This is a genomic window from Paenibacillus sp. GM2, assembly GCF_900069005.2.
Lineage (GTDB): Bacteria > Bacillota > Bacilli > Paenibacillales > Paenibacillaceae > Fontibacillus.
The window spans coordinates 112,587-129,209 of record NZ_LN831278.1 but is presented as its reverse complement, the minus strand read 5'-3'; the positions used below and the strand labels follow the sequence as shown (position 1 = coordinate 129,209).

The following is a 16,623-nucleotide window of genomic DNA, read 5'->3' as shown; positions in this document are numbered from 1 at the left end:
CGCTTGACCATGACTGTCCGTGATATTCGGCCATAGATTATTATGATCATGCTGTTGTTGTCATCTATGCAGCAGCACTCGTTCAAGCACTGCGAGCTGTTCGTGGCTCGACAAGGGATCGTAGCCGAAAAATAGTTCGGGATTGTCCAGCATATAGACATTCCCGGAGCTTGCCGCCTTCAAGCTGCACCATTTCCTGGATTGCAGCATTGTCCCCAGCCTTAAAGCCACCTCTCTGGAGCGAGGCATCCCGGTCAAGAAGATCAAATCCGCCTCAAACTCAGGCATCTCGCTTATTCCGGTCTGGACGTATCCTCGTTCCAGCAATCCCCGCTCGAGCAGCGAGTCCGGCATCTGAAAGCCCAGCTCGCCATACAGCAGCTGCGCTCCCCGTCCGTTACTCGCTCCAATAGCATAGGCCGTTCCGTTATTGCCGATCTCCCAGACAATAACGCTGCGGCCTGTTCCATAACACTGAAGCAGCTCCCCCCGCAGCCTGTCGGCTCTCTCGCCGATCTGCTCAAGGAGTTCTTCCGCTTGACGGCTGCGGCCGACGAGATCAGCGATGCGTCTGAACTGGCCCTGCCAATCGAGCCGCTTATGCGGCAGCTGTATAATTGGCGCAAGCTCAAGTAAACTTGTAGCCGGGCGCTCCAGTTCATAGCTGATGAATACATCCGGCCGCCCACTGCAGGATTGTCGGCTGCAGTCACCGATCAGCAAAACATCGGGACTGTATCTTGCTTGCGCTCCATGAGCTTGTGTCAGCCAGTCGGAGAATACGCCCCACTCCGGATGGATGCCAAGTGCCCATAACGAAGCGCTATGATTCACGTTAAGCGCTGCCGGGCGGACGGATACCTTCCGGTAGAGCGTCGGGGCAACGCCTGTCGTTTGCTTGAATCTTCTGCTTAAATACATCCCCTCGCGGTAACCGACCTCCCTAGCCACTTGATCCAATGTAACGGGGCGGCCGGACAGCAGAATTTCCTGCGCCTTGCGCACTCGAAGCAAGGTTAAATATTCGGTCAGCGTATGCCCTGTATGAACACGAAAGCAGCGGGAATAATGCTCCGGGCTTACCCCGGCCCGCTCCGCCAGCCTCTCCCGGCTTAATTCGTTATGATACTGTGCGTGAATATAATTCAAGCTCTCCTCCAGCCAGGAGCCGGATCGCTCCTGCCCCATCCTGGAGGCTTCCTCGACCTGCTGCATCAGATCCATGAACAGCCATTGCAGCTCCCACGGCTGTCTCGACCCGAGCCTCCAATGCTGAGTCATCCGTTGGGCTGTTTCTGTTATTTTGTCTGCCTGGCGAAGCAGCAGAGGATTTAAGCCCAGCATGGGGGAATCAGCAGCTCCGGTAATAAGGAACTCCAGTAGACATCCCTCTACGGACTCCTCCGGGTCCACCTCGACCTGGATGCGGTCTCCTGGAGAAAGAATCAACAAATCACCTTCACACAACCACAGCAGCCCACCCGCTTCAGCGTCAGGCCGCGGGATCCCCAGCTTGCCTTTCCATACCGCTAACAGCTTCCGAAGGCTGTCCGCTCCTTCTGATTCCAAAGTAGACGGCTCCAGGTCCTCTAAGGCCAGCAGCCGAACGGGCATCCCAAATATCGCTCCCTGTGGACTCTGTGGACTTGTACTCTTTATCACCTCAGCGCCCCCTCTGTCTCCCAATTGATAATCATTCTCAATTATTATCTCTAGCCATCTAACCCTTGTCAATGAAGTATGCGCTGGGTACAGGATATTTCAGGAAAGTAACTATTCATTTACCTTTTATGTATCATCTTGTATAGGGCATTTCCCCTTAATCTGATAGACTAGCAAATGTACATATATATACTAGGAGGAAACCATGAAAAACTTTGCAAAATTTCTGTCCATTTTATTTGCCGCTGTGATTATATTATCTGGATGCTCCAGCAATAATGCTGCCGACTCGAAGAAGCTATCCTCGGATGAGAAGCTGGCATTGTCCTATGTCACCGATTTCTACAATGGAACAAAGGAAGACAGGGAGAAGTTCGTTGAAGAGAGTGTGCATCCTGAAATTCAGGCCCTATTCCGCTTAGGGGCCGCGTCTGAAGCTTCGGAGGACAAGAAGCTGAAGGATCCAAAGGTAGCCGAATCAGTACCCTATGATGACGAAGACGGGAAAGGGGCCGTAGTACTCATTCAGGCCGCAAACCATCAGGAAATGATTGTGCTGATTATCGATAATAAAGTAGCTTTTGGTTATGCTGCATCCGAGAATGCCGAGTCTCAAGAATTGTTCGATCAAATGCGCAGTCAATTCAAAGCAGCTAAATAGTAACCCATACATTTCATCAGCCAGTCGCCGCATTCATCGGCAACTGGCTGTTCTATTATTGATGTAAATTACTTCTCTGCCCCTTCCTCAGCCATAGCAATGGCCTTGGTCGCTTGGACAGTTCCATGCGGATGGTTAGGCGGAGCATAGATGGTGTAGAGCTTAAGCGGCTTCCTGCCTGTATTGGTCACATTATGCCAGGTTCCGGCTGGAACGATAATAGCGTCGTCTTCATGAACCTTCTCCTGAAAATTCAAATGGTCTTTCTTGTCCCCCATCTGGACAAGTCCTTCCCCTTCTTCAATCCGCAGAAATTGATCGACATTAGGATGAACCTCCAGACCGATGTCCTCGCCAACCTGGATACTCATCAAGGTAACTTGCAGATGATCCCCTGTCCATATAGCAGTACGGTAATTTTTATTCCGTTCTGTGGCTTCTTCAATATTGATGACGAACGGCCTTGGTCCGTAATCCTCAACTGTATTAGCTCTGTAGAATGGGCTCCAGCTATGCTCACTCGTACTGCTCGAGCTACAGTATGAATTGCCGCCATGACTCCAATCGTAACCATTCCAGCCGTATTGTCCAGGATTACCCCACTGCTGCGGGTCCCACGGTTTGTCGTGCAACATTCATTCTCCTCTCATAGCCTATAACTTTTTGTAGTCATCCTATGCGGGTGCCTATTTATCGGGAACCTGTCCTCCCGAAATAATATAAAACACCCCCAGGGCTCCGCCTCTCTTGCGATAGGCGTCATTCCTTGAAGGTGCTTCAAAGGGGACAAACTACCTGAATTTATCAATTTTCATGCCCCGGTCTGACTGTATCTTACTCCTTGACACTGCCAGGTCTTTTGCCTTCCGCCAGCCATCCGTTGATCCGCTCAATCAACGGCGGAAGCTCCGACATTGTATGGATTGTGAAATCGGCTCCCTGCTGCATGAAGCCTTGTTTCGTCCTGGCAATAACTGCCTCTTTATCCGCATCGGACAAGGCCTGGTACTCCTGCTCGCTAAGCCCCATCTCCGAACTTCCAACCGCAACGCCAACTGACCATACGCCAGCCTGCACGCCTTCCTTAATATCGGAGGGGGTATCCCCTACCTTCACGACCTTCCATGCCGCGGATAACTTTAAAGCTTCCATATTGCGATAGATCATATAAGGATAAGGTCTTCCATAGGAATCCGTGTCATCCGGTGTAACAACATGATCCGGGCTGTAGCCTTTAGCCTTGGCGCCAGAGATGACAACCTCCATCATGGAATTGGTATAGCCTGTCGAAGATCCGATCTTCAAACCTTGCGAGCGCAGCGCCTCAACGGTATGGATCACGCCTGGTATCGGCTCTGTATATTCAGACAAGGAGGCCATAAGCGCGGGCTCAAATTCGCCATACAAGCGATTTACATCTTCCTCGTTAGAAGCTCTACCGTACTTCTCATCCCATAACGCCGCTACTCTCGGCATGGACAGCATGGCGCGAATATGATCGATCTTCAGCATCCCCATCGGGGCCCTGGCTTCCTCCATCGTCACCTCAATGCCAGCCTGCTTAAAAATATCAACAAATACATTCACCGGAGCAAAGCATCCGAAATCTACCGCAGTCCCCGCCCAATCCAAAATAACGCCCTCGATTTGATTCATTGTTCAGTTCCTCCCATGTAATCGCTAATAATGCTGCATAATTGTTCGATGTCTTGCAGGTAAATCTCCCCGATATTGCCGATCCGGAACGTATCCGCATCCGTCAGCTTGCCCGGATAAATCACATATCCCCGCCCCTTCACATATTTGTAGAACTCAGTGAAATCGAAGCTTGCATTCGGGAATAGGAATGTTGTAATTATCGGCGACTGCTTATCCTCTGAAATATAAGCTTCAATACCTATTTCAGCAAGTTTGCTTCGCAGGATGCGATTGTTCTCGCTGTAGCGTGCATTCCGTGCGGATACCCCGCCCTCCTCAATAAGCTCGTCAATGGCTTTGGCAAAAGCAGCTACGACATGCGTGGGTGATGTGAAGCGCCATTTGCCGTCCTTGTCCATTCCCTTCCACTGATCGTACAGATCGAGTGACAAGCTGTGCGCTACCCCTTGGCAGGCTTTCAGCCGCTCGAGCTTGGCAATGACAAAGCCGAAGCCAGGCACACCCTGGATACATTTATTTGCACTGCTGATCAAATAGTCGATTCCCAGTCCGGCCACATCGATCTCAATCCCGCCAAAGCTGCTCATGGCATCGATGATCAAGGTTTTGCCATATTCCCGGGACAACCCAGCTACCATCTCAAGCGGATTTAAAATACCTGTTGTCGTCTCACAGTGGACCATAGCGATGTGGGTAATCGCTGCATCTTCCTCCAGCAGCGCCCGAAGCGCCGCTTCCTTGGGTTGCTTGTCATAACTGACCCGGTGCTCGGAATAATTCAGGTCGAGATACTCCGCCATTTGCACGATCCGTTCACCATAAGCTCCATTAGTGATGATCAGCAGCTTATCTGTCCTGGACACCGCCGAGGTCATAACCGACTCCACCGCGAAGGTGCCGCTGCCTTGCATCAGCACAGCTGTGTACTCTGTCGAATCAGCTCCGGCAATCGTCAAAAGCTGAGACCTGATCTTCTGCGTAATTGATTTATAATCCTCATCCCATGTACAGCGGTCCAGAAGCATCTCTTTCTTAACGGTGCTAGTCGTAGTGAGCGGTCCTGGGGTCAATAGCTTGTATGCATTCATTTTGCCTTACTCCCTTGTTAGATGGATTTAACGCCTAAATTGGGTCATCAATCGATCTGTAGCTTTCTAATCTATGAATTATTGTTGAGCGCTCTTGAAAAATTCCTGATGTTCTTTAAGCAGCTCCACCGTCAGCGATTGCTCAAACTTCAACGATTGAGCCGGTTTGTTCACATCGTCTACGCTCTCGCCGTCGTACAGAGCTACCGGATAGTTAGCGATCAGGTCCTTACGTGCGTCCTTAATAATGACTTCCGCCATTTTCATAGCCAACTCTGTCGTAGCATTCTTCTTATCCACTACAGCGAGGGATTCTGTCAGAGAGAAATTCCCCTCAATCGGGTCCACATAATCGATCGGCGCACCTGCCGCCTTCGCTTTAACCGCCTGGTGGCGCAGACCAAATCCGGCAGCAACCTCGCCCGCTTGAACCTTCTTGAGCGGGCCGGAACCCGAGCTCTCCAGATGCGGACCTACATTAGTAATCAGGTCATGCAATACCGTCTTGCCCTCGTCTTGCCCATATTGGCCAATAATGGCTTGAACAAGCAGCCAGGCGGTAGAAGAGTCCATAATGTTCGGGATGGAGACGAGCCCTTTAAACTCAGGGGCAGTCAAATCCTTGATGGAGGTCGGCAACGACAGTCCTTTCTCCTTCAACACTTCCGTGTTTATAAAGATTGAGCCGGTATTTGCCAAGATTGGCGTATAATAAGCCGGGTACTGCTCCAGTGCACCCGTCTTAAAGGAGAGATCTTTGAACATCGGGTGCTGGCTCTGCGAGCTTTCGATAAAATAAGAGCTCATTGTGATCAAATCGGCTTCTATGTTGTCTCCCTCAGCCATCAGCTTGCCGCCAAGCTCTGAGGTCCCAAACGTTTGCAGCACGTATTTCCCGTCATAGCCGGCACTTTTTAGCGCGGTCTCCATGGAGGTTACCGCCTCTTCATCAGCATTTGTATAGATAACTACCTTCTTTGCTTCCTCCGCTTTGCTGCTGCCGCTGCCGCAGCCCGCCATTGCGAGAACCAGACTTATCGCCAAAAGTGTAAGCAACATACCTTTCATTGATTTGAACACTGTATAATCCCTCTCTCTTTTCATAATTTTGATATGGATGATTCAACTAATCATGATATGCGGCTACATGACTTGCCATATTCAGCTTGGGCTGATCAGGACACCGCCCTTCTTCTCTGCATCCAATCGCAAAGGATCTTTATGACCAGATTGGTGAGGAAGATCAGCAGCGACAGGACAAAAATCTCGTTAAACTTGGCAAAGTGCTGCAACTCCTTGATTTTGCTAGCCATAACGGATGTCTGCGCCGATACGAGGAAAATAATCCCGCTGATCGTCACCATCGAATTGACAAAGTAATAACTGAACATCTCCAGCACCGTTGATACCGAGTTCGGCAGAACGATCCGGCGCACGGTCTTGAACCAGCTGTCACCCAGCAGTTCTCCTGTCGTCTCCCAAGAAGGATTCATCTTGGACAAAGAATTTTTGGCCATGAGATAGGGCGTCGTGAACAGGTGAACGATATTGCATAATACGATAATTGTGAAGGTTCCCTTCAAGCTGCTGCCGTTGAACAAGAGCAGATACGAGATCCCGAGTACCATGCCCGGCACAGTATTGGTAATCATCGACACGATATCGCTTGCCTCCCTGCCCTTCAGCTTGGTCCGCACATTCAGCAGCGCGGCTCCATAGGCCATTACTGTCCCGAACAGAGACGTTAACAGCGCCACCCCTAGCGAATTCTTATATACTCCCGTCAAATCGGAGGTGAGTACATCCCTTACATGCTTGAAGGTGAAGTGAAGGTCGTAGGGAAAGCTGTTCAAGAACGGTGCGATGAACATGATCGCAAAGATCGATAGCAATCCCAGTACAATCGCGCAGGAGATTACTCCCAACGCGATATCACGGGTGCGGTGTCTCGGCAGCTCGATGTCGCTGATCTTGTCATAATGGAAGTTAAGCCGCTCCAGGTAATTTAACAGCCAGATCCCGAACACCGCTGGAATCAGCATCAGCACGGCAATAACCGCTCCCTGATTAAAGTTCGGGATAGCACCGAGCATAACCTGATAGAGCCGGGTAGCAACGACCGGGTAGGTTCCTCCTACGGAGGCCGGGATCCCGAAATCCGTGAAGCTCAGAATAAAGGAGAGGACAAACGCCCCGCCCAGCGCCCCAACGAGCGGCCGCACAATCGTGTTGGCGAAGCTTCTCACCGCTCCATCACCCATTAGCCGCGAGACAATAATGATCTTTTTATCGATATAACCGAAGGCGTTATGGATCAGCAGGAATGCCGAGGGCAATGTATAAATGACATAGCCTGTCAGCAGGCCGTTAAAGCCATAAATTTCAAACAGGTTCCTGCCAAACAGCTTGGTCAGCAAGCCCTGGTTGCCGAACGAGTACATTATGGCAAAGCCATAAGTGATCGTCGGTAATAACATGGGTAGAATAATTGCCGTTCGCAGCGCCCCCTTGATCGGGCTGTATATTCTAGTACAGTGAATCGAATAAGCTAGAATGAAGCCTGATACCGTGGCGATGATCGCCGCCGCAGCTGAAACTTTGACACTATTCCAGGCAGCCGCGAGCATATCTGGCTCTTTCCAGACGGCGATATAATTGGCGAGTGAGATTCCTTGATCCGTCTCGAAGGAACGAATCAGTAATATGATCAACGGTAAGAACAGGAACACAGCGAACAACAGCAGAATCAGGATGAATACCACCCGCATCTCGGGCTTGATTTTATGCATGTGCATACAGCTCACCGAACAGGTTATAGATGTTTTGCCGTTTGATTAGCAACTGCTTAATAATGAATTGCTTCACGAACTCATTTTCCGGCTGATTAATAATTTGCTGCGGTGATCCAAATTGCGAGATTTTGCCCTGATTGATAATCAATATTTTGTCAGACAGGGTTAAGGCTTCCTCCGGATCATGCGTTACAATAATTGTCGTCAGCTTGAACTCTCTGGCAATCGATTGAATTCGCTGTTTGATAGATTCCTTAATGACCCCGTCCAGCGCGCTTAGCGGCTCATCGAGCAGCAGGATTTTCGGCTTTGTAACCAACGTTCTTGCCAAAGCCACCCGTTGCTTCTGTCCTCCGGACAACTCACCTATTCTTTTATTCAGATGCGGGGCCAACTCCAGAAAGTCGATATATTCTTGAACCTCTTGTTCACTTGCAGTCCCTTTCTTATTGCGAAGACCGTATACGATGTTGTCATACGCACTCAAGTTCGGAAACAGGGCGTAGTCCTGGAACACGATGTTGAATCCGCGCTTCTTCATGGGCACATGGGTCAGATCCTCTTCACCGAAGATGATGCTTCCGCGATCAGCTCCCGTCAGGCCAAGAATCAGATGGAGCAGGGTTGTCTTCCCGCTTCCGCTTGGACCGAGGAGCGACATAATCTCACCTGAACCCATCTCGAAGCTGATGTCATCAAGAACTGTTTTGCCGTCAAATTGTTTGCTAATATTTTGCAGCTTCAGCAAGCCGCCCACCTCCTTCAACACAATCCCAGTATAAAAACCGTATGTCATCCGGAATGAGCGACTATGTAAAATTTAAGTAAATCTTGCATATATGATTCATTACTTATGCATAACTCTAGCCCATATTGGGCAGTTGAACATGCCGATCTTTGTAAACTCTATTGAATCTTGAAGAGGTAGCCGATACACTGAAATTGTTCTAATACTAATGCGTGCTCAAAAAGGACGGTATGGAATTCTTCCCTTAATTCGCGGTCACTCATCCCTGAACTGACCTCGATCTGGATTCTTTTATCCAAACCGAACTTTTTAAGCTGCCTCTAAAATCTGTATTTAGCAGGTGAGAAGATGCTGCCACTAGAAAGGCAAAAGAAAATGCTTGATCTGTTAACCGTTAGAGAGGTACTCAAAATCAATGAGCTGACCGAAGCGCTGGATATATCGATCGACACCCTTAGAAGAGATATCAATCTGCTTACCAAACAGGGGAAAATCGAAAAAATATATGGCGGCATCAAGCTGGTGGGGCGGTTCGGAGAGTCCTCAATGGAGGAACGGATGATCAATCATCTGGAAGAGAAGGAACAGATTGCTCGCAAGTGCTGTGAATTTATTGAGGATGGCGACTGTATCTATATTGATAGCGGGTCCACCACCTACCAAATTGCCAAGTATATGAAGCATAAAAAGAAGCTCACGGTCATCACGAGCTCCATCCCTGTCATCCAAGAGCTTGTCCATAGTGATGTGGATCTCATTATTATCGGAGGGAAAATTCGAAAAGAAGAGCAATCCGTGGTGGCTTATGACTATATCTTCAATTTTCATGAGTTGAATATCCGGAAGGCGTTCATCTGCTGTAGCGGGATCACCATCGAGAGAGGAATCTCGGATTATAACATGGAGGAGGCCATCACCCGTAAAAAGATGATTGACCTTGCTAGCGAGGTCTACGTCGCCGCCGATAGTACCAAATTCGGCAAAGATGTCATGGTCTCCATTGCGCCGCTGGAGCGAATTGACACCATCGTGACGGATGTGAATGTTGATCGCAGCTATCAAGCCAAATTCAGGAAGACCGACACCAAATTGATAATTGCAGACGCTTGAAGATGTACGAATTCAAAGCATCGATTATGAACCAACATCCGAGGCATTCCCATTTCCATACAATATGAGTGATAGTCAAAGAGCCACCGGATTCCGGTGGCTCTTATCTGGATATGAGCCCTATGAAGCACACTTATAGGGTACAGTAAGGCTTACCCAAGCGCCGCCTTGAGTACGATTCCCGGCTTCGATCTTTCCGCCGTGCTTCTCCACGAGCAGCTTCGCTGTGTACAGGCCCAGTCCGGAGTGGCCTTGAGCCTGAGATCTGGAGGTATCCCCGGAATAGAATCTATCGAACATGAAGCGCAGATCTTGCTCGCTGAAGCCCGGCCCCGTATCCTTTACCTCGAAAATAATATGCTGCTCATATACCGAGATCGTCCACTCTATTTCTCCACCTATTGGTGTAAATCTTAATCCGTTTGTAATGACGTTATCGAGAACTTGCTCCAGCCTTGCGGAATCGAGAAGAAGCAGATGCTCTGCATGGTGATGCCACTGCTGGCGTGAACAGCAAAGCGTAACCCCTTTTTCGCGGCACAGCAGATCGAACTCTTGCCTCTTCCGTTCACAGAAGGCGGCTAAATCCGTCGGCAGATACTCCAAGATGAAGTCAGGCATATCGATCCGGTTTAGGAACAGCAGCTCGGTCAGCATTTTATCGGCACGCTGGGTGCTATTTCGAATAGTCAGCAGATACCGCTCCAGCCGCTCGGGATGTCGTGCGCCGTTCTCGATCAGGTTATCCGCGTGGCCCTGGATAATCGTCAACGGGGTCCGCAGATCATGGGCAATCGCCGAGATCATATCGCGTCTTTCTTGCTCCAACTGCCATTCACGCTTCAAAGACTGCTCCAGCGCACTTCGCATCTCTTCAAAAGCGTTCGAAAGCTCGGTCAATTCCTTTGACCCGCCCTCTCCAGCGACTGAGAAATTAAGATCATTCTGCTGAATTCGCCGCGCCCCCCCAATAATCCGGGTAATCGACGGTTCGAGCCGCTTGCCTAGCCTCCTGGCGAAGATCGCAGAGAACAGGACTATAAATACGAATGGGGCGATCAGGCTGCCCAATACGAGACTAACGAGCAACCCATTCCTAGGATTATTGGCAGTCACATTAAGACTATAGCGGAGCAGGAGCATCCCCTTCAGCCGCTGCTGTGCATCAAGAATAGGACTGAACTTAACAAATCTGCCGTTATAACTATCCGTCCTGTTCAGCTTTTCGATCAAATCCTCCGGACCATTGACATAGCTCTCTCCCTTCCATCCGTAGACAATCCGTCCGTCGAGATCGATAACTTGATATTGGATGCCCTGAAGCGGGATCACTTTCTCCAGTTCATCCTGCATCTGAGGAGATAACAAGGCAGCCTGCTGCCTAGCGGCATATTCCAGAATCCGCGGGATTTGCCGCTCGTAATGATTAGCCGGAAGGACCCCCCTCCCCGTCTGATGAATCAAAAAATAAAGAGTAACCCCCCATACCATAAGTGAACATAGGAAACTAAATAACAGGATAAGCACAAACGCGCTCATAAATTGTCGGCGCAGCGGCCTTCTACTCGTCTTCACGGTCTGTTGAATTTGTATCCTACCCCCCATACCGTCGTCACAAATGTCTGCTCAGGCGCTGCCGTTGTCAGCTTGGCACGGATGTTCTTAATATGCTCTGTCACCGTAGCGGCGTCTCCCTCGGCATCATACCCCCAAACTTTCTCATACATCTGTTCGCGGGAGAATACCTGGTTCGGGTGCATGAAGAGAAGCTGGAGCAATTCGAATTCCCGACTGGTTAAAGGGATAAGGATGTTCTTGTAAAATAATTGCAGGCTATCCAGGTCCATCGTCAGATGGCCGTGATGGAGCAGCTTCGGATGTCGGCCCATGTGCCCCCGCTGCTCGCGGCGCAGATGCGCTCTGATTCTCGCCTTGAGCTCCTGCATACTAAAGGGCTTAACGATATAATCGTCACCGCCGACAGCAAGTCCCCGGATGCGATCGGCTTCGGCGGAGCGTGCGCTTAAGAACAAAATAGGGCAAGCTACCCGATCCCTAATCACCTGACACACCTCAAGGCCATCGAGATGAGGCATCATAATATCTAAAATGATCAGATCAAGCTGCTCATGCTCTTCAAGCCGGTCCAGCACCTGGCTGCCGTCATATGCGATCCGCACATCGTAACCATCATCCTCCAGTGCGTCGCGCATGAACTCTACAATTTCCCGCTCATCGTCAGCAATCAGAATCTTTTCTCTCATTTTCACAGATGTCCTTTCAACTACTATCCCTTTTATTGTACATGCACACACGGCAAAAATCCCCCTGAAATGCAACATCGCTGCCACTTCACGGGGATTCGTATTAATATTCCGTCGTCGGCTCCTTCACCTGATCGAAGACGATAATGCCATCATACTGCTCTCTGGGGATAAACCTCATCGCGTTCGGGGCAATAATCTCCGAGGTCATTCCATCCTCAGCGGCATAGTTCATTCTGAACATCCAGGAGTTGCTCTTGTCCGGCGTCTTATGCTGGGACAGATCGGCGAAGGCAATCTTATAACCGCTGCCCATTACGATCTGCTCCAGGCTGCCCTTCGGCATCGGCTTGATATCGAAGAGCTGCTGCGTCGTAATCGTGCTCGCTCTACCGCTGTTCATATAGAAGCCAATTACATATCCCTTGTCCCTGAGCTTCTTATGAAGCAGCTCTCCCATGCTGGTGAAGCTGTGAATCCACTTGCCCTGCTCCTTCGTCATCATTCCCGACGTATTTTTGGCCAGGTGATCGTTATGCGCCCATAAAATCACTTTTTTGCCCGGGTACATCACCTGCATCAGCCACTCGACATTATCGGCCATGATCCGATCTCTGAATTCATAGCTCTCCTTCGTGCCGTACAACCCCATTTTGATAAAGCTGATCCGGTCCTCCAACGTTTTCAGAGCAATATCGACCATCTTGGCATTTTGCGGAAATGCTGCGGCGAGCTGCTCCTTGTTCTCTTGGATAAACTGAATGAGCGCTCTATATTTAGGTTCATACTTATTCAATACTTTTTGAATCTCCTGCTTCGCTTGAGGATTGTTGTCAAAGTCTAGGCCATATTCGTTAATCACCGTATAAAAGTCAGTTATTGCCTGCATCTCGAAGTCAAAGTAATCCTTGCCTTGCTGCTCATCTACCTTGGCGATCCAGCCGGCAATAAACTGAGTCAAGTATCCCGATGTAAACTGCATATCATACCCGGCAAGATACAGGGGATTCTCCGTGCTCTTCTGCTGCTTAATATAATCGAACAGCTCCAGCGTCTCCTTGGAGTGCCAGATCGGGAAGATGGAGCCCTCCATCATTCCTTTGGCCGGTAAAATATCGGCATTCTCGTAAGCCATAAAGGAATCACCCAGCCCGGACTCGAACATAACGACATCAAAATCAAGCTCTTCATGCAAATACTTAATCAACCTCGTCTTCATGCTGCTGTATTCCGCCACACGGTGGAAGTTCTCGCCCAGGCTGACGACGGTCTTATCCTTCAATAACGGCTTAAGAAACTCCAGATCCGTATAATCCTCTGACGTTGCCGATTTGATCTCGCGGAAATTGTCCTGGAACCCCGTGTTGATCCCCGTTTCCTGCTGCCCAGCCGCTGAGACATTTATCGGCGATAGCAGCAACGTCAAGGCCATTCCCGCCGCCACGATCCCTGCTAATCTCTTGCTTGCTTTCATTGCTTTTTCCTCCCTATAAAATCCATTGAATTGTTCACGTATCCACCTTCCCGGTTATCGTAGCAACTATTTCTAAGGAATTTATAAAGACTGCACTGACATGCCAAAAATCGATGTCGATGTATCTCTGCAGGACGCAACGGGAAAAGTATGACGCTCGTCCGTATCCTGTCTAACGAACCGTGGTATCGTTATTTGCGCTAATAAGAGCCGTCTGAAATTTTAACGAAACAGAGGAGCGTTATTTAGGTAAAATAGTGATCTTTTGCTTGATTATTCCGCAAATAACGTTATGGTGTTTCCTTAGGTTCCAACAAGGATCGTTTTTGCAGAAATAGCGCTCTGTAGTTTCGTTACAGAAGACCCACTCTTCAGCTGGTTTCGACGTTCACTGGCAGGTATCACTTTTTTGCGATGTGCTATACTGGTTGTCCTGTCCCAACAATGCCTTCTCAAACCTTTCCACAAAATACCTGTAAATAAAATTTAAAAATTTATATTGCCGAATGAATAAACTCCTGCTAATATAAAAGAGCAATTTGGAAAGTCGGTATTCAATATATTTTGCGAGTCTTTCCAAGCAGATAATTTTTTGACCACTTCCTTCCCGGGGAGTTAAGGCCATACGGACAGCCGGGTCAAATGCCGATCGGCAACCTAGCGTTGCCTTATTGATTGAGTTAAAAGCTCAAATTTTATAAGTTGGTTACTTTACAACCAGTGCATTATGCACATCAACTTGTGAAACGGTCAATAAGAGTGGTAAAGGCGATTATTTGCTATATAGACTCTGATCAAGCAGGATATATTTGAATATTGAGGGATCATTGTGCTTCGCGAATTCGTTATGTGTATTTTGCGTTGGCATGGTGATATATGTCCGATTTCTATTGGAGATACTTAATATCGATATATCAGAAGCAAGTGATGTGTGCGCTAAGCGCATGTATTCACTTGCTTTTTTTGCGTAATTGACCACCAAAAATTCATTGAGATAGGGGATATGGACAATGGGAAAAGCACTAATTATCGGTTGCGGCGGCGTAGCTTCGGTAGCCATCCATAAATGCTGCCAAAACAGTGAGGTTTTTGAGGAAATTTGCATCGCCAGCCGTACGAAATCCAAATGTGATGCGCTTAAGGCAAAGCTGGACGGGGGCAAGACGAAAATTACAACCGCTCAGGTTGATGCCAACAATGTCGACGAGCTGATTGCTCTGATTAACGAAGTCAAGCCGGATATCGTGATGAACCTGGCTCTGCCATATCAAGATTTGACGATCATGGATGCTTGCCTGGCTACCAAGACCAACTATATGGATACCGCGAACTATGAGCCGGAAGATACGGCGAAATTCGAATACAAATGGCAATGGGAATACCGTGAGCGCTTCGAGCAAGCTGGAATCACTGCCTTGCTGGGCAGCGGCTTCGATCCAGGCGTAACCGGTGTATTCTCCGCCCATGCTTTGAAGCATCATTTTGACGAGATTGAATACATCGACATTCTCGACTGCAACGCTGGCGACCACGGGTATCCGTTCGCTACCAACTTCAACCCTGAGATCAATATCCGTGAAGTAACCGCCAACGGCAGCTACTGGGAGAACGGCGAGTGGGTTGAGACTGAACCGATGGAGATCAAACGCGTATACGACTTCCCTGAAATCGGGGAAAAAGATATGTATCTGCTGCACCACGAAGAAATTGAGTCGCTGGCCCTGAACATTCCGGGCGTGAAGCGGATCCGCTTCTTCATGACCTTCGGACAGAGCTACCTGACCCACCTGAAATGCCTTGAAAATGTTGGCATGACCTCGATCGAGCCGATCCAATTTGAAGGCAAGCAGATTATTCCGCTGCAATTCCTGAAGGCGGTATTGCCGGATCCTTCTTCCCTTGGTCCGCGTACGAAGGGCAAGACGAATATTGGCTGTATCTTCAAAGGCAAAAAGGATGGCAAAGACAAGTTGTACTATGTCTACAACGTATGCAACCACGAGGAGTGCTACCAAGAGGTTGGGTCGCAAGCAGTCGCTTATACCACCGGCGTTCCTGCCATGATCGGCGCTATGATGGTAATGACAGGCAAATGGAACAAACCAGGCGTCTACAACATTGAAGAATTCGATCCGGATCCATTTATGGATGCATTGAACAAATGGGGACTTCCATGGCAAGAAAGCTTCAATCCGAATCTCGTGGATGCTTATCCGGAAGACGAAGCAACCGCTGGCAAAGAGCGTGAAACGGAGCTGGTTCGCTAACATGCGCTTCGAAGAACTGCCTACCCCATGTTATGTAGTAGATGAAGCTCTATTGGAACGAAACCTTGAAATATTAGGCGGTATTATGGAGCGCACCGGTGCCAAGATCATACTGGCGCAGAAGGCTTTCTCGATGTATACAACCTACCCGCTGATCGGCCGCTATCTGAGTGGAACAGCCTCCAGCGGTTTGTACGAGGCCCGGTTGGGTCATGAGGAAATGGGCAAGGAGAATCACTGCTTTGCCCCGGCTTACCGGGAGGATCAGATCGATGAGATCATTGAGCTCTGCGATCACATTATTTTCAACTCCTTCTCCCAGGTAGAGAAGTTCGGTCATAAAGTACTGGCCGCAGGCAAGAAGTACGGTCTGCGCATCAATCCGGAATGTTCAACACAGGTTGGGCATGACATTTACAATCCTTGTGCCGTCGGTTCCCGATTTGGCGTGACCCGTGAGCATTTTCGCCCGGATCTGCTGGAGGGAATCTCCGGACTGCACTTCCATACATTGTGCCAGCAGAATTCCGATGATCTGGCGACGACACTGGATGCCGTAGAAGAGAAATTCGGACCGTGGCTGTCGCAAATGGAATGGATCAACTTTGGCGGAGGGCATCATATTACGAGAGAGGATTATGATATCCCTCTGCTGGAGCAATGCATCCGCCGCATGCAGGATAAATACGGCCTCGAGGTCTATCTTGAGCCTGGAGAAGCCGTTGCTCTGAATGCGGGCTTTCTGATCACGTCGGTGCTCGATACGATGAAGAATGGAATGGATATTGCCATTCTGGATACGTCCGCTTCCTGCCATATGCCAGACGTGCTGGAAATGCCGTATCGCCCGCCGCTGCTTGGCTCCGGGGAACCCGGTGAGAAGCCTTATACGTATCGG

Annotated in this window: 14 protein-coding genes; 4 read left to right on the top strand and 10 right to left on the bottom strand. The window is 49.2% G+C overall.

Translation table 11 applies throughout. The features are described 5' to 3' along the window. Positions 1-60: 60 nt before the first annotated feature. A complete protein-coding gene (locus BN1360_RS07435) occupies positions 61-1,662 on the bottom strand; it encodes an AraC family transcriptional regulator (protein WP_148466532.1) in 1,602 nt (533 codons plus the stop codon). 205 nt (positions 1,663-1,867) lie between these two features. Here BN1360_RS07435 and BN1360_RS07430 point away from each other — a divergent pair, with 205 nt between their 5' ends. Next, positions 1,868-2,323, top strand: coding sequence for a hypothetical protein (locus BN1360_RS07430; RefSeq protein WP_068779254.1), 456 nt, complete (start codon positions 1,868-1,870; stop codon positions 2,321-2,323). 68 nt (positions 2,324-2,391) lie between these two features. On the opposite strand, the gene BN1360_RS07425 is transcribed toward BN1360_RS07430, so the two are convergent. From BN1360_RS07425 to BN1360_RS07400, 6 genes are all read right to left on the bottom strand, one after another. Continuing rightward, positions 2,392-2,955, bottom strand: a complete 564-nt coding sequence (locus BN1360_RS07425) for a cupin domain-containing protein (RefSeq protein ID WP_372775198.1) — start codon at positions 2,953-2,955, stop codon at positions 2,392-2,394. Positions 2,956-3,157: 202 nt separating this feature from the next. Next, positions 3,158-3,979, bottom strand: a complete 822-nt coding sequence (gene phnX / locus BN1360_RS07420; protein ID WP_068779252.1) for a phosphonoacetaldehyde hydrolase — start codon at positions 3,977-3,979, stop codon at positions 3,158-3,160. Continuing rightward, positions 3,976-5,070, bottom strand: a complete 1,095-nt coding sequence (gene phnW / locus BN1360_RS07415) for a 2-aminoethylphosphonate--pyruvate transaminase (RefSeq protein WP_068779251.1) — start codon at positions 5,068-5,070, stop codon at positions 3,976-3,978. The genes phnX and phnW overlap by 4 nt, the downstream gene beginning before the upstream one ends. Before the next feature lie 78 nt (positions 5,071-5,148). After that, the gene (locus tag BN1360_RS07410) at positions 5,149-6,174 is read right to left on the bottom strand and encodes an extracellular solute-binding protein (RefSeq protein WP_229520882.1); all 1,026 of its coding nucleotides are present in this window, start codon (positions 6,172-6,174) and stop codon (positions 5,149-5,151) included. A 71-nt stretch (positions 6,175-6,245) separates the two neighbouring features. Beyond that, positions 6,246-7,859: an ABC transporter permease subunit gene (locus BN1360_RS07405; protein ID WP_068779249.1), complete on the bottom strand. Its 1,614-nt coding sequence runs from the start codon at positions 7,857-7,859 to the stop codon at positions 6,246-6,248. Then, positions 7,852-8,610, bottom strand: coding sequence for an ABC transporter ATP-binding protein (locus BN1360_RS07400; protein WP_068779248.1), 759 nt, complete (start codon positions 8,608-8,610; stop codon positions 7,852-7,854). Before BN1360_RS07400 ends, BN1360_RS07405 begins: the two co-directional genes overlap by 8 nt. Before the next feature lie 348 nt (positions 8,611-8,958). Here BN1360_RS07400 and BN1360_RS07395 point away from each other — a divergent pair, with 348 nt between their 5' ends. Next, positions 8,959-9,720 (top strand): DeoR/GlpR family DNA-binding transcription regulator, encoded by a 762-nt coding sequence (locus BN1360_RS07395; RefSeq protein WP_068779247.1) that lies wholly within the window; start codon positions 8,959-8,961, stop codon positions 9,718-9,720. Between the two features lie 120 nt (positions 9,721-9,840). On the opposite strand, the gene BN1360_RS07390 is transcribed toward BN1360_RS07395, so the two are convergent. From BN1360_RS07390 to BN1360_RS07380, 3 genes are all read right to left on the bottom strand, one after another. Next, complete coding sequence (locus BN1360_RS07390; protein ID WP_069188303.1) at positions 9,841-11,325, bottom strand: sensor histidine kinase; 1,485 nt, start codon at positions 11,323-11,325, stop codon at positions 9,841-9,843. Next, positions 11,292-11,984 carry a response regulator transcription factor gene (locus tag BN1360_RS07385; RefSeq protein ID WP_068779245.1) on the bottom strand — a complete coding sequence of 231 codons (693 nt, stop codon included), beginning with the start codon at positions 11,982-11,984 and terminating at the stop codon, positions 11,292-11,294. The genes BN1360_RS07390 and BN1360_RS07385 overlap by 34 nt, the downstream gene beginning before the upstream one ends. 103 nt (positions 11,985-12,087) lie before the next feature. Next, complete coding sequence (locus BN1360_RS07380) at positions 12,088-13,458, bottom strand: erythromycin esterase family protein (protein WP_068779244.1); 1,371 nt, start codon at positions 13,456-13,458, stop codon at positions 12,088-12,090. Positions 13,459-14,468: 1,010 nt separating this feature from the next. Here BN1360_RS07380 and BN1360_RS07375 point away from each other — a divergent pair. Next, entirely contained in the window at positions 14,469-15,725 is a 1,257-nt protein-coding gene (locus BN1360_RS07375) for a saccharopine dehydrogenase family protein (RefSeq protein WP_068779243.1), read from the top strand. 1 nt (position 15,726) lies between these two features. Then, the coding region (locus BN1360_RS07370) for a carboxynorspermidine decarboxylase (RefSeq protein WP_068779242.1) at positions 15,727-16,623 on the top strand (897 nt) is incomplete at its 3' end.